This is a genomic window from Bacillus sp. BP-3, from assembly GCF_028401955.1.
In the GTDB taxonomy this organism is placed as follows: Bacteria; Bacillota; Bacilli; order Bacillales; family Bacillaceae_G; genus Bacillus_A.
Genome location: NZ_JAQOTJ010000011.1, coordinates 17,849 through 36,299, shown reverse-complemented (window position 1 = coordinate 36,299; position 18,451 = coordinate 17,849). Strand labels below are relative to the sequence as shown.

Here is an 18,451-nt window from a genome sequence, read left to right as displayed (position 1 = left end):
GGCAATTTGAAAGTAAACTAATATGCAAAAGTTTACTTTTAAAATAACTAGTTAAAGATTTAGTTCTAAATGTAAGTTTAAAATAAAGTTTGATTAAAAATACCTTTTAAACACATATATGGCTCCAAATAGAAAGAATCCATTTTTAAAAAAAGATTGATTAAAATGGATTCCCTTTAGGCAGGTTTAAGTTGAACTTTTATAAAAAAATTTAATCATTTTCCAGCTACACTCTTTCTACAATCGTACCCATTGACTATTATAAATGTAACGACGCTATTGCTAAGGGCTATTCAAATATTAAATACCAATATATCGCCACTTCTTCAGTTAGGTGATTGATGCCTTTGTAGACAAATTTGTCAAAGCCACCAATAATGAAACCATACCGTTCATAAAACTTACATGCACTTACATTATTATTTTGCGTCTCTAACATAATACCAGCCAAATCGTTATCTTGAGACCAATTTTTGACCTCATCCATGAGAAGGCGACCGATTCCATGACGCCGATTTTTTCGATCTACTTTGATGTCTTCGACGTAAGCAAACTTATTCCAGTTTCGTCTAACTAAGACCATGCCGACAATATCACCTCCATCAATCGCTAAAAAAATCGCTTGATCTGGATGATTGATATATTTTTGCAAGTCAAGTAGATCATCTTGATTCTCTGAATACTTTTTCTCATAAGGAAAGACTTCCCTCACACTATACTGGATGGAATGCTCAGTTGCCATTAAGAGAAGAATCGAATCCACTTCGAACTGATCATCGATGGTAAAAGAATAATTCAGATCTTCCTTTGTAAATTTTTTAATAGTTATATCCACTTTTAGACCTCCCATATTATTTGTAACCTAAGGGATGTGCTACCTAAACGTATTGTAATATGGAGGACCTCTTATAAAAATTGAAAAAAGTTATGTGTCATACTCAAATAACATAAACAATCCCTCCCTCATAGTTGACTTTAATATTTTATTCCATAAAATGGCTCGTTTGTTGTATTCTCGCAATCCAACTTGTCAACATATTGTATCAAACTTTTTTATGAATTATCGAACTTTATTTCAAATAATCAATCTTTATTATAAATTATCAAACTTTGTTTCAAAACCACACTAAAATATAATTTTTGGTGTAATATTTCACTTTGCGGATAAAAATTTATATTTATTGTATGATTGAATGAGATTAAAAAACAATTTAAGTTTTGGTAATTGTTGATATTAATCTCATTTTTTGTTTTATGGGAGGTTATATGAAAAAGATCATTTTTATTTTTATACTAATGATAAGTTTAATTTTAAACATTAAACTTTTTGTTGTAGATAAATACATATATGTAGGAGAACGTGAAAAACGAGAAGAAGCCTTGGGTGTCTCTTTGTATTACTCGAAACAGAAGAAAAAAATAGTCCTTTAGTACAATAATGTAATTCTAAACGCTTTAATTTATTCATTTTTTCTATCCCAAGGAAATCTTGTATATTAGACCAGTTTAATTCTAGATAGAGGAGCTTTTCTGGAATACTAACAAAGTTGCCCGGCCTATTCTTTTTATGATGCCAAAGAGTTAAATACTCAATGTTTTCAAGCTGTATCTCATTAAATTTATCTTCTTTTAAGTTTAAGTAAGCTTGAAGATTATCTGGTATTTGTTCAAACCAAATCGTGTTATTTCTCCAGTTATCCATTTTAAATCGCTCCTATATTCACCATTATTTCTTTTATCTTATCATTTGGACTTATTAAACTAAACTGCCTGTTAGCTAAATAGAGACAATGAATACCTTAACATAACGCATCATTCTAGGGATAAAAATGAATTTTCTAAAAAATCGCTTTATTACCTTTTAATGTAAAATTATCCTTATGTTTTAATTTGTTGGATATAGAAAGGGAGCCCTATGAAATCTTTAATAAAAATAACATGTACAGCATTTATACTTACAAGCTTAATGGCAGCTTGTAGTGAAGAAACTACTCAACCAAAGAAATCGAAAGAAATATCTGAAAATATGGAAAAGGATGCACTACTATATGGAGAATTTATAAAAGGCGGATTTTACAGGGCGACAGTTGAAAACGCAAAATATGAAACAGTAGATAACACGGAGAACATTACAACTCATGTTACGATCAATAATGTTCGAAACGATGGAAAAGCAATTGATCTTTCAGAAATAAAATATTTCGTTAAAGATGAAAAGACAGGACAAAAATATGAAGGTTAACCTATGCCTATATACGAAGATAAACTTAAAAATGTTCCAGTTGGCTAAGCTTTAACTTTTGAAATCTCATTTATGATGAAAAATCCACCAAAAGATTTGAATAATATGTATTTATATATGGACAGTAAGATTGATCCATTAGATACCTATTGGAAACTTGATAATCTAGTATCTAAATAAAAAGATGCCTAATTTAGACGAGTCCACTGAAAAAGTCCACATCATAAAAAGAAGGCCTCTACCACCTACTGTATATAGGTTGATAGAGACCTTTCTGTTTTCAACATACTGATGAAATGCGTATGTTTTTTTCAAAACAATCACTTTTTCAGTGCCCTTAATTTAGACATCTTTTCTTGTTTAGAGCGTTGTTGTACCCTTAAAGTAAAGTTTGATAAGAAATCCTGTGAGCTAGGATTTCTTATTTCACTAACGGAGCAGATCAGCTCAATAAGGGAATCAAAATCGACAAACTTAATTCACAGTCTCGATGTTATACAGATGTAGAGAGATATTATAATTCATTCATGATATATTAGGAATAGTTTGATTTCTTTAAAACTAAGTAGAAGAATATAAAATGTATGCGATTTTTTGCTCAATCTCATATGTCTTATTCTATGGAGGAAATATGCTTAAAGATAATTTGAAAATTAGTAATATTCCCGCGGTTTTGTGGGGAGAAAAGAGTGAGAAAATTTTTATTGCAGTACATGGAAACATGTCAAATAAGGAAGATGCAGTTATTCAAATATTAGCTGAAGAAGCCAATCAAAAAGGTTATCAAGTATTAAGCTTTGATTTACCTAAGCATGGAGAAAGAAAAAATGATAATACTCCTTGCAAAGTACAGTTTTGTGTTAATGAATTATCTATAATTATGAATTACGCAAAAGAACATTGGAAAGAAGTAAGCTTGTTTGCATGTAGCATGGGAGCTTATTTTAGCCTTTTAGCATATCAAAATGATGTGTTAAAAAAGGCATTATTTTTATCGCCAGTAGTTAATATGGAACGAATTATCGAAAATATGATGAGATGGTTTAATGTAACACCAGAGCTTTTGCAAAAAGAAATGACTATAGAAACACCTAGTGGTCAAAAGTTATATTGGGATTATTTATGCTATGTAAAAGAACATCCTATTAATATATGGAATACAGATACATATATTATGTATGGAGCCAAGGATGAACTGTGTGAATTTGAAACTATTAACAATTTTACAAAAAAACACTGTTGTGAATTAGAGGTCATGGAAGCAGGTGAACATTACTTTCATACTGAAGAACAGTTGAAGGTATTTGAGCAGTGGTTACACAAGCATATCGATTAACAAATTACAATTTATCTAAAGATTTAATGAAGGACCTGCTAGAGAAGAATTGTGAATATATAAACTGATATTATATTTGAGAGACATTATAAATGTGAATTTATTCACTTAAATTATTGGGTGCGTTTGTTCAATAAGGTGCATTAATTTATCAAACTTTTTTATAAAAAGGGGGTTCTGAAAAATAGAAAAGAGCCATCGTTTCGATCAATCTTTGTTCAAAACAATGGCTTTTTATATGCAGTATAATCAAGGGTTTAGAGTGATTTTTAATCAATCTTTATTCTAAACTAACATGAGGAAAATTAAATTGTATATGTTTTGACATATTCATTTTAAAATGTGGATGGGACCCCTTTTAACAAAATCGGAGTGGAAATGATGAGTATAAATAGTTTTGTGGGATTGATAAAGGACGAATTATTAAAAGAGGTAAGCATAAGAAGTGAGGATGAATTCGAGCCTGTAGTAGTTAAAGATATTCCTAGACTTTGGAAGTGTTTAGGGGCAGGTAATTATGCCGCAGTATTTATGCACAAAGAATACAAAGATTGGGTAGTGAAAGTTTACGCGCGAGAAGGAGAAGGAATTGAAAAAGAGTCAGAAGTATACCGAAGAATCGGAAATCATCCTTCTTATTCGAAGCTTATATATAAAGGAGAAAATTTCATAGTATTGAAACGTTTAAAAGAAATTACCTTATACGATGCTATTCATAAGGGGATTAGAATTCCTAAGCAGGTAATCCTTGATATCAATGAAGCTTTAGCGTATGCAAGGGAACAAGGATTAACTCCTTGTGATGTTCACGGGAAAAATGTGATGATGGAAAACGGAAGGGGATATGTAGTCGATGTATCTGATTTCTTAAAAACAAAAGAAGATAGTAAGTGGAGAGACCTAGAAAAGGCATATTTTACAGTTTACTTGCCTTTCATTTATAAATTGCCTTTCCCTGTTAAAATACCGTATTTCATGTTAAACATTGTTAGACGTTCATATAGAAAATATAAGAAGCTTAAAAAGAAATTCAAATTGTAAAAGGACTACATACTTATCTTTAAGTTAGATAAGTGAACCACTAGTAAACAAAAGGACCGTACATTTTAGATATGTCTAATATGTACGGTCCTAATTTTATAACGTCATTAGGAAATAACCTAATGACGATTGGAGAGGTAGCAAATAAAGCGAAAATTTCTACTTCTACTATACGATATTAGGAAAAAGAGAGATATGTTAATTCAAAGAGAGGTGAAAATAATTATCGCTATTTTAATTCATATCAGTTTATTAAAATTTTGTTAATGAAGCTTACATAAGAAGCTGTGTATTCACACGAAATTGTTCAATTAAAAAAATCTATTAGAAATTTGGAGGAATACAATATTGAAGGGGCAAAAAGCATTGTCGAGGAGTGCCAACAACATTTAAATAAACGTAATCAAGAACAGTTACATGGACTATACTTTTTGTATCGATTATGTGCAAAATTAAGATTAAAATAACTAAGAAAATATTAATATGGGATACCTCCACATCACCATCAAGCTAATATTTGAGAAACCTCCCAAAACGAAAAATTCACCTTTTCACAGTTATTTATGAGAATTCGGCTCATTTTTTGTTTTGGGGAACAATTCATTTCTTAAGTTGATGGGCATGTAGCGATACCCCTATGAAAAAAATATTGAATGGACATGAATTTATAAGCAAAGAGGCTTTACATAAAATATTAAAGGAAAGGCTAGAATTACCTGATTACTATGGAGAAAATGCTGATCCTTTATGGTACTGGATAACTCTTCCTTTAGCAATTGAATGGGCATGTTTTGAAGAGGGTAAGAAATTTCTTAGTTCTTATGCAGAACTGATTTTAGAAACTTTTCAACATGCGCAGAAAGAAATGATAGGAGAGTTTTTCATCATTGTAAAGTAATTTTTAATTGTCATATAATTGAAAGGTGAGTTCGTATCGCAAAAAAGATTAAAATATTCGATTCTAGTAATTAAAATATAAAGCTAAGAAATTTCTTGGGTGGAAATTTTTTGTAGTCAAAAATGGAGGCAATAGTTATGCAGCAAATAAAAAAAATAGGACATTCATTTTGGTATATGACACCTGTTTCTGAAACAGATAGACCTATCTTAGGAATGGTAGTTGGAAAAGAAAAGACTTTGATGATAGATGCTGGTAATTCAGAAGCACATGCACATTTGTTTTTAGAAATGTTAAACAAACAGAACATCTCAAATCCAGATTTCGTTGCATTAACACACTGGCATTGGGATCATATTTTTGGATTACCTGTATTAAAAAATGCTTTGTCTATCGCACATAGTGAAACAAAAAAAGAGATGCATACACTCGTTTCTTATGAATGGACAGATGAGGCCTTGGACACTCGAGTAATAGAAGGTAAAGAAATTGAATTTTGTGCTAGTTGTATAAAAAAAGAATTCAGTGAACAACCAAGAAATATTCAAATTGTCTTACCGTCATTAACGTTTCAGAAACAACTTGAATTAGATCTTGGTGATGTGACATGTGTGTTAAAGCATGTGGGAGGTGACCATTCACATGACTCCGTTGTCATTTATATTAAAGAAGAAAAGATATTGTTTTTAGGGGATTGTATCTATGCAGATATTTTTTCTTCGAAGTGGAACTATACAACGAAACGAATGTTTGAATTAATACAAGAATTAGAGAAATTTGATGCTGAGACCTATATTCTTTCGCACGGAAAAGCAATTGATCGAAATGAATTTTTGCAAGAGATTCGTTTGCTAAAAACAGTAGGTACATACACGGAAATACATAAAGGCGATGTAGAAAAAATAAAAGCGGCATATAAACAAGAACTTGATCGAGAATTAAACGAAGATGAGTTAGAAACAATAGCGTACTTTGTAAATGGTTATGAAATGGTTAACTTGTAACTTCATTTCGAAGAACGACATTTAATACAAAAGAGCCACTCGTTTAGAGAGAGGCTCTTTTATATACATGCAAGAGAAATAGGGCGCGGCTGAGAAATCCATGCTGATGGCGAATGTATCATCTTCGTAAACAGTATGCAGAAATGGTTTAACTTGTATCTTTTTTATCACTGCCTTTCTTTATTACTTCTAAGAGATTGTGATGATGATGTAATCTATAAATTACATATGCCCAAACATACCAGTCTAAATTTTGTTTTATATTTGCTAACTCGTTAAATCCATCTATAAAATCACCTTTACCTAAGACAAAAGAAAAAAGAATAATTATAACTGTTGTTACCCAAAACTCAGCACTAATCAAAAAACGAATCATTAATAGTTTCACTCACCTTTCGATAAATTTATATATTAGGTAATGAGGATTATGAGTTGTGAAAATTGATTCCTATGATAGATTATGTAAGAGATTAGAAGGGGCTTGTACTATTTTCTAAAACAAAGAGGATTAGTTGGATCAATGAAACATAGGGATAAAAATGAAGGGGGATTTATATTTCTAAACACTTTGTTTGTATCTATTCTTATTTTTATGGAACTTAAGTCCATTTTAAATATTCTAATTATTTAAAATACTAAAGCAGAATACAGTTAATATTTGGTATAATGTTATGGTAGCTATAATTTATTGGAGGGGAAATTCACTTATGAAAAATGAAACTTTACATAGTATGGATGATGTGATTACAATGTTAGACTCTCTATTAAGATCTCCTGAACCATTTTGGAATCAGTTCTATTCTAATCGTGATAAAGAAGTACCTTTCTTTACTAATGTACCGGATGAAAATTTAGTTTCTTATTTTGATAGATGTATGATTCAAAAAGGAAAAGTATTGGAGCTAGGATGTGGTCCTGGTCGAAATGCTTTGTATTTAGCAAAAACAGGCTGTGAAGTTGATGCAGTCGACTTATCAGAAGAAGGGATAAAATGGGCGGAAGAAAGAGCGGCTAAGCAAAATGTGTCTGTTCATTTTATTTGTAAGTCTATTTTCGATTTACAAGCCTATAACCAATATAATTTCGTATATGATTCAGGTTGTTTACATCATATCCCGCCTCACAGAAGAATTCATTATGTGGAGTTAGTCAAACAAGCATTAAAGCCAAACGGGTATTTTGGTTTAACGTGCTTTGCTGCGGGAGAATTAGATGAAAAAAATGGTTCAGAAATATCAGATTGGGATGTATATCGAAGCTGGAGTTTACAGGGAGGAATTGCGTATTCAGAAGAGAAACTACGTGATGTTTTTCAAGAGTTTGAGGTTATTGAACTGCGTAAAATGAAAGAAATTAAGCAGCCGAATGAAGTGTTTGGGGAAGCATTTCTTTGGACAGCGCTGTTTAGAAAGAAATAGTAATTATGATGAAAAGAACAATTTTATGTACCTTTACTTGAATTTGTACATATAGTATAATAATTCCATAATTTAGATTTCAATGAGAATAAAAAATAAATTAGACGAGGTGCTTTTTGTGAGCGGAGTAGTATCTAAATAGGCAAAAATTTAATGAAATAAATCTGATGACGAAGGGTATTTTTCTATCAATATGTACCCTGTATTTGGTCATGGATTTATTTAAGTTACCTATGAAGATACCTACAACACTTTATAAAGCATGTAGTGGTATTTATTATTAAAGAGTTAAACCTTTATTTCAAGAAGGTTTGTTTAATAATAAATATTTGTTTCTACACATGTCTTGTAAATGTATGTAAAGCTGTGGTATCCCCACAGCTTTTTTATTTTTTTACGACTTTTGGATAGGAAGAGTTCTTCCATATGGATGGGGACCGATCCTCACTGAGAGAAGTTTTTCCTTATATAAGCTTATTGAAATCTTATTATTAGGTATCTTCATACATGATTCAATTATTAAATCATAGTGAGGAGAACAAAAATGAATATAATGACTTTTGAAAAGTTACAGTATAACGAATTGAAGGAAATAGTCAAATCATATTGTGTAAGCGGATTAGGAAAACAATTATTAGATAAACTGCAACCAAGCTCGAATATAAAAGTAGTCAAAAATCGTTTACATGAAACAACTGAAGCAAAAGCGATATTAAATACAGAAAGCCACGTTCCATTAGTTGGGATCTCTAATATAGAAAATATAATTGGAAAGCTTGAAAAAGGGCTGATTTTAGAAGCAGCTGATTTAGTGAGTGTATCAGATTTTTTAAGAGGATGTAGAAAAATTAAGGGATTTATGTTAAGTAAAGCATTTTTTGCACCTGTTTTAAGTTCTTACGCATACTCGATGTCAGAGTTCAAAAATATCGAGGAAGAGATTCATTTTTCGATTAAAGGGAATCGAGTTGATTCTGCTGCGAGTAAGGAATTAAAGCGAATTCGAAATCATATCGAAACAGCAGAAGGAAAGATTGGAGATCGCTTAAATAAATTTTTAAAAAGTAGTGCAAATAAGGAGTATATTCAAGAATTCTTTATTAGCAAAAAAGATGATCGATTTACTGTTCCTATTAAGGCTTCTTATAAAAATCAAGTTGCAGGAACAATTGTAGAGATGTCTTCTAAAGGTTCAACAGTCTTTATGGAACCAGCTGTTATTTCAAAATTAAGCGGTGAGTTAGCGAGTTTAAAAGCGGAAGAGGCGATAGAAGAGTATCAAATATTAGCCACTTTATCAGGAATGATTTTTGAGAACGTTAGTGATATCAAAATTAATATTGAGCTTATAAGTCAATACGATATGATTTTCGCGAAAGCTAAGTTTAGTAAGAGTATAGGTGGGATCGCACCGAAATTAAATAGTCATGGATATATAAAACTAGTTGAATGTAAACATCCTCTTTTACAAGGTGAGATTATTCCATTACATTTTGAGATTGGAAAAGAATATCGCAGTTTAGTCATTACGGGACCAAATGCTGGAGGAAAGACTATTGTTTTGAAAACAATTGGATTATTAACTTTAGCAACAATGTCAGGGTTTCATATTCATGGTGATGAAGAGACTGAAATTGCCCTTTTTGATTCTATTTTTGTAGATATAGGTGACAATCAAAGTATTGAAAATGCTTTAAGTACTTTTTCTTCACATATGAAAAACATTTCAGAAATTATGAGAATATCTAACAATAATACGTTGTTGTTATTTGATGAAATTGGTAGTGGCACAGAACCAAATGAAGGTGCTGCACTTGCGATTGCCATTTTAGAAGAATTTTATCATATAGGATGTGTTACAGTTGCGACGACTCATTATGGTGAAATTAAACGATTCTCAGAAATTCACAGTGACTTCATGAATGCAGCTATGCAATTTCATAATGAAACATTAGAGCCGATGTATCAGTTAATGATTGGAGAATCTGGAGATAGTAACGCACTTTGGATCTCTAGAAAGATGAATTTACGGGAACGTGTTTTGGAGCGAGCACAGTGTTATATGGAAAATAAAGATTATAACTTAGAGCTTGTAAAAGAAAATAAAATAAAGAAGCCTGAAGTGAATGCGGTGAAAACGAAAGAAACTTATGAGTATGAGATTGGAGACAAAGTAACATTATTGGATCACAATGATTCTGGTATTGTATACAAGACACAAGATAGTTTCAATAATATTGTAGTACTATACAAAGAAGAGTTTATGGAAGTGAATTGTAAGCGTGTCATTCTAGAACTGAAAGCAGCAGAGTTGTATCCAGAAGGCTACGATATAAATACTTTGTTTGTAAGTTATAAAGAGAGAAAGCTGCAACATGATATAGAGCGAGGCTCTAAAAAGGCATTAAGAAAAATACAAAAAGAAATAAGAAAAAAATAATTCAATTGTTAGTAACCCTTCATTTAAACAGTAGTACGTTTTGAAGTGAGGGGTTATTTTATATTTGAAAAATAGAATAAATGTAATCTTCTTTTTCATATTTAGCAAAATAAATGGTACAATCAATATTTGATATGAAAAATAGTGAAAAGAAGTGATCGATTTGAAAAGTTTTTTAGAATTAGGAATTAGCACTACGTTAAATGATACATTAAGAGAAAATGGAATTGCCGAATCGACGCCGATTCAAGAAAAAGCAATACCAATAGTACTAGCTGGAAAAGATATTATTGGACAAGCAAAAACAGGAACAGGAAAAACATTAGCATTTATTTTGCCGATATTAGAAAAAATAAATCCGCAGTCTAGTCATGTACAGGCGTTAATTGTAGCACCAACGCGAGAATTGGCATTGCAAATCACAAACGAAATTGAAAAAATGACTGTGCATGTAAATGATATTCATGTACTTGCGGTATATGGCGGACAAGATGTCTCACAACAAATGAAGAAATTACAAGGAAATACACATATTGTTGTCGCGACACCTGGCCGATTATTAGACCATTTACGCCGCGGGACAATTGAATTATCACATGTATCTATGCTCGTTTTAGATGAAGCAGATCAAATGCTGCATTTTGGTTTTTTACCAGAGGTAGAAGAAATTATTGAACAAACACCTGTTGAGAGACAAACGATGTTGTTCTCTGCTACGATGGCTAAGCAAATTCAATCGCTTGCAAAGCGTTATATGAACAAGCCTGAAATTATAAAAATTCAAAGTGCAGAGGTTACAGTAAATAATATTACACAACGCGTCGTGGAAACGACTGACCGAGCAAAACAAGATACACTTCGTCAACTGATGGAACGAGATCAACCGTTTTTAGCTGTTATCTTCTGCCGTACGAAGCGCAGAGTTACAAAATTGTATGAGGCGCTGAAAGGATACGGTTTTAATTGTGATGAACTTCACGGTGATTTATCACAAGGAAAACGCGAGCGTGTTATGAAGCGTTTTCGGGATGCTGAAATTCAATATTTAATTGCAACAGATGTAGCAGCAAGAGGACTTGATGTAGAAGGTGTTACGCATGTATTTAATTACGATATCCCAGAAGATGTCGAAAGTTACATTCACCGCATCGGACGGACAGGCCGTGCTGGTGGAAGTGGGCTGGCAATTACATTAGTTGCGCCAAAAGATAAAATGTATTTACAGCAAATTGAAAAAGGAATTAACACATCATTACAACGCCAAGTAGTAGAGCAACCTAACAAACAAGAGCCTGAGAAAAAAGAACAAAGGTCGCAAAAACCAAGAGAAAAGAAACCATTTAAAGAGAAGAAACAATTTGGTCAGTCTGGACGTCGTGATAGAAAAGAAGGACCAAAAACAGAGAAATCTCGTTTTGGTCAACCAAGCAAAAAAAAGCGTAGTGCAAAGCCTGGACAGAAAAAGCGTGGACGATAAAAATATAGTAATGATTGAACATGAGTACCTTTTGAAAAGAGGACTCATGTTTTTTTATGCGTAAAAACTTTAGGACATACTAACTGGCGAGGTGATTTGGTGAAGAAACTTGTTACAATCGTCGTTTTCACTCTATTTATGTTTTCTTTAACTAGCTTCGTACATGGTGAAGAAAAGAAAAACATACAAGATTATTTTGATGTGAATATAAGTGGAGCTCGTTTGTACGTTCTAGACGATTTTACTGAACTTATAAATGAGGGGAAAATTACTTCCCTAACAAAAATATTTTTTGAAATTTTACGGAGAGAACAACAATGGGTTCTAGAGCCGAGAGTGTATGTAAAAGGGAGTTTGGGATATGTTCATATAGTAAAACAAAATGGTGAGAATGTTCTTTATCATATAAAAAAGATACATAAGAATTGGACGGTTTTACGGGAAGAGAAAAAGGTTATAAATAGAATACCTGTACCAAAAGAACTGTTAAAGGAAGTTCTTATTGAACGACTTGTAGAGTATATCGGTGGTGCTGTAAAAGATTATTATGGTGAAGGTAGGCTATGGTACAGAGGAGACGAAAAGATAGTATGTATTGAAAAAGATAAAGCGGAATTTGAATTTTATGTTATTGTTCAAGTTATTACGTTTAAAGGGGCCCATAATCCACCGTATGGAGAAGATACGATGAGGTTTCGAGTAAAAGGTGGAGGTAATGTTCAACTAATGGATTATAAACATCGCGACCTTTCTGACACTGAATTATCTAAATTGAAACTAAGAATAATATAAGAGTAGTACATTATAGATGTAAAACATTTTTTTGTTTGGAGGAGATATTGTTATGATTAAGCTTGTGCTTCTTCGTCATGGTCAAAGTGTATGGAATGTGGAAAATAGGTTTACTGGATGGACCGATGTTGATATGTCGACAAATGGATTACAGGAAGCGAGAGAAGCGGGCCAGATATTAAAGGTGAATGGTTATACATTTGACGTTGCATACACTTCTGTATTAAAAAGAGCCATTCGAACCCTATGGATTATTCTTCATGAAATGAATCTTTCTTGGGTACCTGTCTATAAATCGTGGCATTTAAATGAACGGCATTACGGTGCACTACAAGGATTAAATAAAGATGAAACGACGAAGAAGTACGGAGAAGAACAAGTACATATATGGCGCAGAAGTACAAATGTCAGACCGCCAGCACTTACGAAAGACGATTCGCGCTATGAAGTTTCAGACCCTAGATATAAATATTTAAAAGAAGGGGAATTTCCGCTTACCGAATGTCTAGAAGATACAGAAAAACGTGTTCTGATGTATTGGCATGAAGAAATTGTGCCAGTATTACAAAAGGGTGAGAAAGTTATTATTTCATCGCACGGTAATACAATTCGTTCGCTTGTAAAATATTTAGATCACTTATCTGATGATGGAGTTGTTACATTAAATATTCCTACGAGCATTCCGCTTGTTTATGAATTAGATAATAACTTAAAACCAATTCGGCACTATTATTTGAGTATGGATGGAGAAGTACCAGAAGGAGAAATTCCGAAGCATGTACAACTCTAATGCTGAAAAAGTGTCTACTTTGAGTAAACGACAGAATTCTTATGAATAAACGGAAATCAAAAAGAAGACAAATTCCTATATGTAGTAGGGAGTTATCTTCTTTTTTTAAAAGGACTTTTTCAGTGCTCTCACAAAATCTGTACCTTTTTTATATGTATTTTTAATTATTATAAATTTACTTCTTTTTTAAAGAAGAAATCAACTACTAACTTAGGAGCATCATTTTTAAGTTTATAACCATCACCGGATTCTTTTATTACAGAAATCTCTTTTTTATCATTAATTAAGATGAAAAGAGTTTCTGTTGAACCGTTTTTAAAGTTAACTTCCATTTCTCTGTTTAAAGATTTTTTGGCCTTTTCATTTAAATGAGATGTAATTGGTGAACCAACTTTTATTGTTCGGACAATATCTTTGATTAAGGAATCATCTGAAGTTTGATGTTTGGTAATTATGAAATCTTCTTTAGCAGTTTGTGATTTTAATAATTTTATATTCTCTATTTCGGCATCTTTCAATATCATCAATTCTGTTGAGTTATTTGTTTCAGATGTTTTTGAAGTATTCGAAGAACAACCGATTAAATTGAAAATTAGCATAATTGCAAATAAATAATAAAGTAATCGTTTCATTTTTCTATCTCCTTTTTCTTTTAATATACCATTATGTAACTATATATACAATTTTAACCAAACGATTATTAGTTTTCTTAAGATGATAATTACATATGATTAAATTTTAGAAACTAGGCGAATACTATACTACAAATCCAAAATAAACAAAGAAAACACATACAAATTAAATTTTTATTTTATAAGATAAGGTGAAGATAGAAGAAAGAATATAATTGTATCAATAAAGTTCAATCTAGTGGATTTTTTAATGGAACAATACGATATATCTTTTTCGAATTTTTCTCAGTATTTTTTTAATAAGTATAAAACGATGAGAAAATAGCTTATATATCGATTGAAAATGGTACAATACTTATATAAAGTTGTTATTTTATCATAACTGAAAAGAGGAGAAGCAGATGTATAACAATTTAGAAGAATTAATTAAGCATCCTGTATTTCATCATTTTGCAGAAATTTCAAAGATTCCAAGAGGATCGGGAAATGAGAAAGAAATTAGTGATTATTTAGTCAAATTTGCGCAAGAGAGAAATTTAGAAGTTGTACAAGATCATGCACTAAATGTCATTATTAAGAAGCCAGCAACAGCTGGATATGAGAATGTGCCAACGATTATTATGCAGGGGCATATGGATATGGTATGTGAAAAGAATCAAGCAACTGTTCATGACTTTGAGAAAGACCCAATTCAATTACGAATTGCGGGGGAAATGCTGTATGCAAATCATACGACGTTAGGTGCGGATAATGGGATTGCGGTTGCATATGCATTATCCTTATTAGACGCAACTGATATTCCACATCCTGCTCTTGAAGTCGTGATTACGACAGAAGAAGAGACAACGATGGGCGGCGCTTTTGCTGTTGACCCTAGCTATTTTAGCGGTAAAATCTTTATTAATCTTGATTCAGAAGAAGATCATAAATTGTTAGTAAGTAGTGCGGGCGGCGCGAAAGCGGTTGAAACAATTTCTATTGTTTGGGAAGAAACACCAGCTAACGTATTACCGTATCGTCTTTTTGTTGGCGGATTAAAAGGTGGACATTCTGGCATGGAAATTGATAAAGAAAGAGGAAATGCCAATAAAATTTTAGGTAGAGTCCTTTATGATTTATTCAATGAAATTGCATTTTCTATGAGTGACGTTCATGGTGGATTAAAAACAAATGCGATCCCGCGTGAAAGTGTAGCAACGATTTTACTTTCTGAAAGTGATGTGCAAAAAGTAGAAGAGAAAGTGAAAGAGTGGACAAGCATTTTACAAGAAGAACTACGCGCTGTAGACCCTGATGTGCATGTTTCATTTACGAAGTTAGAAGAAACAATTGGAAGTGTATTTGCAAAAGAAACACAAAAACAGCTTATCTCTTCATTATTCTTAATCCCTAATGGTATTCAAAGCATGAGCATGGAGATAAAAGGACTAGTGGAAAGTTCTACAAACTTAGGTGTTGTTGAAACGTTACATAATGAAATTAAATTAAGAAACGAAGTAAGAAGTTCTGTGAAAAGCTTAAAGCAACATATTGTAAATGAAATTAAGCATATCGCAGAAGTAGTGGGAGCGCAGTTTGAAAAAGAATCTGAGTATCCAGAATGGCCATACAATCCAAATTCTTCAATTCGTAGCTTGTTTGAAAAGGTGCATAAAGAAAAATATGGCACAGATGTAGAGGTTTTTGCAGTTCATGCCGGAATTGAGTGCGGTGTATTTATGGAGAAAATTCCAGGACTAGATGCGATTTCACTTGGACCAGATATGTTTCATGTTCATACACCAGATGAGCATGTAAGTATTCCATCTGTAGTGAATAACTGGGAGTATTTTATTGAAGTATTGCGAGAAGCAAAGTCATTAGTTTAAACGTATTTAAGAGAGGAAAGAGATGCTTATTCATTGAAAGCATCTCTTTTGTTTGCTGCGGTAATAACAAGACTTCTTTTATAATTTCACATACCGTATTTAAAAAATAATATAAAAAATATGAAAAAAGAGGATTCACAGCTGCAATAGATCTATGCAAAACGTCTATATTAACTTGCAATGAATTAAAATTTAGGAATAGAGGTGCCGATTACATCTCTATTTTTTGTTGGATTTTAAAATAATTAAAAGGGGAAATTACTAATATTTGGTATAATTAAAATGTGTTAACATACAGAAAGTCACAAAGCGTAGTTGAAAATAAGAAATCTGTTATAGATAGAGGGCGTTGATAAAACCATGGTCATATATAAGCTGTGTTATTTGTTATTCGCTTATATGTTAGGAAGTATATTAACGGCATATTTTATTATTAAATTTAAATATGATGTAGATATTCGCGAGCAAGGAAGTTGCAATCCAGGTGCAAGAAATATGGGACGTTTATACGGAAAAAGCTACTTCGTTATTACATTTATAGGTGATAGTGTAAAAGGTGCGATTGTTGTTTTTACAGCAAGTTTTTTATCAGCAGACTCTAGTTATCTTATACTCTCCCTGCTTGCTGTAGTGACTGGACATTTATATCCAATTTGGTTTCAATTTAAAGGCGGGAAAGGGGTTTCAACATTCATAGGTGGGTTTCTTGTATTCAATCCGCTATTGGTACTTCCTCTTGTTGTCATTTTTCTTATTTTATATGTCTTAATTAGAAGTTTCACAAAAGCGGGTTTAATTACCATTGCATGTGTACCTCTGTGTATGTTCTTTTTTCATTATAGTACTACTGCAATTGGGTTAAGTATCTTTCTTATTTTATTAATTTTATATGCACATAGAAAAAGATAAAGGAGTGCGCAATATGGGGGTAATTTACAAAATTGCAGATAGTCCACAGGAATTTGAGCAAATACATAAACTGAATTATAAAACATTTGTAGAAGAAATTCCGCAGCACGAACAGACTGAAAGTAAACTGCGAGTTGATCTGTTTCATGAAGAAAATACATATTTGATCTGTTTAGATGATGAAAAGTTGGTTGGAATGGTTGCAGTACGAGACAATCGACCATTTTCTCTCGATCACAAAATTCAAGATTTAGATTATCACTTACCAGAACAGGTAAATAAAATATATGAAATCCGTTTGTTAGCTGTGGAAGAAGAATATCGAACTGGGCGGGCATTTCTAGGATTGGTGCGGTTTCTATATCGTTATTTACATTTAAATGGATATGATATGGCAATCATATCAGGTACGACGCGGCAGCTTTCTATATACAAGCAAATGGGTTTTCGTCCTTTTTACAAGTTGGTTGGCACGAGAGAAGCAGCATTTCAGCCGATGTATATTACTCCAGCAATCTTTCAGCAGTCACCAATTGCAAGCCTTATTGTGAAAAAATATACATTTTTGCCTGGTCCTGTAGAAATTGCCACCAATGTGCAAAAAGCTTTTGCTTCTGTACCAATCTCACATCGCTCAAATCAATTTACTGTCACAATGACAAATGTAAAGAAGTGCTTGCTGCAAATGACAAAAGCTGAACAAGTGCAAATTTTGCTTGGTACCGGTACATTAGCGAACGATGCAATTGCTATGCAGCTGCAAGCATTGAAGGGAAAAGGGCTGGTCTTAACAAACGGGGAATTTGGAAATCGGTTAATTCAGCATGTGAAAAGAGCAAGTTTGTCTTTTCATACATACAAAAAAGAATTTGGTGAACCATTTTCATATGAAGAAGTTGAGCAAATTCTCGCCAATAAAAAATATGAATGGCTTTGGTTTGTACATCATGAGACATCGACAGGTATGCTGAACAATCTCCTGAATTTAAAAGAAATATGTAAGCACTATAATACGAGAATGTGTGTAGACTGTATTAGTTCAATCGGAGTAATGCCACTCAATTTAGAAGGCGTATATTTTGCCAGCGGTGTAAGTGGAAAAGCAATCGGTGCTTATACAGGATTGTCATTTGTTTTTTATAATCACTCCATCCATCCAAATGATAATCTCCCAAGGTATTTGGATTTAGGATTATACGAAGGAAATGAAAGTATTCCATATTCGCATTCGTGGAATTTAATCTCTGCGTTGTATGAAGCATTAAAGAAATTTGAAACGAATCACGTATTTGAAAAGGTTGCTACAATGCATACTTTTTTAGAGAAGGAATTGTCAAACATGGGGTTTCAAATAGTGACGCCTAAAGAACATGCTGCTCCGGTAATTGTTACAATTAAGCTTGATAAGCAGATTTCTTCGCAACAACTAGGAAATATGTTAGCGCTACAAGGCTATGTGGTGCATTATGAATCTGCTTATTTACAAGAGCGAAATTGGATTCAAATAGCCTGTATGAATCATTATAAAGAAAGAGAAATCCGCAGAATGTTACAGTATTTCAAAAGGTGTTTAGAAGAATTGGAAAGTGCGGTAACATTCTAAA

16 protein-coding genes and 1 pseudogene are annotated in these 18,451 nt (G+C 32.3%); 13 read left to right on the top strand and 4 right to left on the bottom strand.

The window, feature by feature from the left end; all coding sequences use genetic code 11:
* Window positions 1-289: 289 nt before the first annotated feature.
* Complete coding sequence (locus PLX19_RS17180; protein WP_272189962.1) at window positions 290-835, bottom strand: GNAT family N-acetyltransferase; 546 nt, start codon at window positions 833-835, stop codon at window positions 290-292.
* A gap of 483 nt (window positions 836-1,318) precedes the next feature.
* Complete coding sequence (locus PLX19_RS17175; protein ID WP_272189961.1) at window positions 1,319-1,702, bottom strand: hypothetical protein; 384 nt, start codon at window positions 1,700-1,702, stop codon at window positions 1,319-1,321.
* A gap of 213 nt (window positions 1,703-1,915) precedes the next feature.
* Here PLX19_RS17175 and PLX19_RS17170 point away from each other — a divergent pair.
* From PLX19_RS17170 to PLX19_RS17150, 5 genes and pseudogenes are all read left to right on the top strand, one after another.
* Window positions 1,916-2,422 (top strand): annotated as a pseudogene (locus PLX19_RS17170) (hypothetical protein).
* A gap of 451 nt (window positions 2,423-2,873) precedes the next feature.
* Window positions 2,874-3,578 carry an alpha/beta hydrolase gene (locus PLX19_RS17165; protein WP_442869061.1) on the top strand — a complete coding sequence of 235 codons (705 nt, stop codon included), beginning with the start codon at window positions 2,874-2,876 and terminating at the stop codon, window positions 3,576-3,578.
* A gap of 381 nt (window positions 3,579-3,959) precedes the next feature.
* Window positions 3,960-4,619 carry a serine/threonine protein kinase gene (locus PLX19_RS17160; RefSeq protein WP_272189959.1) on the top strand — a complete coding sequence of 220 codons (660 nt, stop codon included), beginning with the start codon at window positions 3,960-3,962 and terminating at the stop codon, window positions 4,617-4,619.
* 637 nt (window positions 4,620-5,256) lie between these two features.
* Window positions 5,257-5,517: a barstar family protein gene (locus tag PLX19_RS17155; RefSeq protein ID WP_272189958.1), complete on the top strand. Its 261-nt coding sequence runs from the start codon at window positions 5,257-5,259 to the stop codon at window positions 5,515-5,517.
* A gap of 137 nt (window positions 5,518-5,654) precedes the next feature.
* Window positions 5,655-6,521: an MBL fold metallo-hydrolase gene (locus PLX19_RS17150; protein WP_272189957.1), complete on the top strand. Its 867-nt coding sequence runs from the start codon at window positions 5,655-5,657 to the stop codon at window positions 6,519-6,521.
* 148 nt (window positions 6,522-6,669) lie between these two features.
* On the opposite strand, the gene PLX19_RS17145 is transcribed toward PLX19_RS17150, so the two are convergent.
* Window positions 6,670-6,909 (bottom strand): hypothetical protein, encoded by a 240-nt coding sequence (locus PLX19_RS17145; protein WP_272189956.1) that lies wholly within the window; start codon window positions 6,907-6,909, stop codon window positions 6,670-6,672.
* A 319-nt stretch (window positions 6,910-7,228) separates the two neighbouring features.
* Here PLX19_RS17145 and PLX19_RS17140 point away from each other — a divergent pair, with 319 nt between their 5' ends.
* The 5 genes from PLX19_RS17140 (at window position 7,229) to gpmA (ending at window position 13,438) form a co-directional block, all read left to right on the top strand.
* The gene (locus PLX19_RS17140; RefSeq protein ID WP_272189955.1) at window positions 7,229-7,939 is read left to right on the top strand and encodes a class I SAM-dependent methyltransferase; all 711 of its coding nucleotides are present in this window, start codon (window positions 7,229-7,231) and stop codon (window positions 7,937-7,939) included.
* A gap of 544 nt (window positions 7,940-8,483) precedes the next feature.
* Window positions 8,484-10,379, top strand: a complete 1,896-nt coding sequence (locus PLX19_RS17135) for an endonuclease MutS2 (RefSeq protein ID WP_272189954.1) — start codon at window positions 8,484-8,486, stop codon at window positions 10,377-10,379.
* Between the two features lie 154 nt (window positions 10,380-10,533).
* A complete protein-coding gene (locus tag PLX19_RS17130) occupies window positions 10,534-11,856 on the top strand; it encodes a DEAD/DEAH box helicase (RefSeq protein WP_272189953.1) in 1,323 nt (440 codons plus the stop codon).
* 99 nt (window positions 11,857-11,955) lie between these two features.
* Complete coding sequence (locus PLX19_RS17125) at window positions 11,956-12,648, top strand: DUF3888 domain-containing protein (RefSeq protein ID WP_272189952.1); 693 nt, start codon at window positions 11,956-11,958, stop codon at window positions 12,646-12,648.
* Between the two features lie 52 nt (window positions 12,649-12,700).
* Complete coding sequence (gene gpmA, locus PLX19_RS17120) at window positions 12,701-13,438, top strand: 2,3-diphosphoglycerate-dependent phosphoglycerate mutase (RefSeq protein WP_272189951.1); 738 nt, start codon at window positions 12,701-12,703, stop codon at window positions 13,436-13,438.
* A gap of 167 nt (window positions 13,439-13,605) precedes the next feature.
* Here the strand turns inward: gpmA and PLX19_RS17115 are convergent, their stop codons facing one another.
* On the bottom strand, window positions 13,606-14,070 hold the full coding sequence (locus tag PLX19_RS17115) for a hypothetical protein (protein ID WP_272189950.1): 465 nt from the start codon (window positions 14,068-14,070) through the stop codon (window positions 13,606-13,608).
* Window positions 14,071-14,471: 401 nt separating this feature from the next.
* Here PLX19_RS17115 and PLX19_RS17110 point away from each other — a divergent pair, with 401 nt between their 5' ends.
* The 3 genes from PLX19_RS17110 to PLX19_RS17100 all read left to right on the top strand — a co-directional run bounded on the left by PLX19_RS17110 (window position 14,472) and on the right by PLX19_RS17100 (window position 18,450).
* Window positions 14,472-15,938, top strand: coding sequence for an aminoacyl-histidine dipeptidase (locus PLX19_RS17110; protein WP_272189949.1), 1,467 nt, complete (start codon window positions 14,472-14,474; stop codon window positions 15,936-15,938).
* A 360-nt stretch (window positions 15,939-16,298) separates the two neighbouring features.
* Window positions 16,299-16,847 carry a glycerol-3-phosphate 1-O-acyltransferase PlsY gene (gene plsY, locus PLX19_RS17105; RefSeq protein ID WP_272189948.1) on the top strand — a complete coding sequence of 183 codons (549 nt, stop codon included), beginning with the start codon at window positions 16,299-16,301 and terminating at the stop codon, window positions 16,845-16,847.
* 13 nt (window positions 16,848-16,860) lie between these two features.
* Complete coding sequence (locus PLX19_RS17100; protein WP_272189947.1) at window positions 16,861-18,450, top strand: aminotransferase class V-fold PLP-dependent enzyme; 1,590 nt, start codon at window positions 16,861-16,863, stop codon at window positions 18,448-18,450.
* The last annotated feature ends 1 nt before the right edge of the window (window position 18,451 follow it).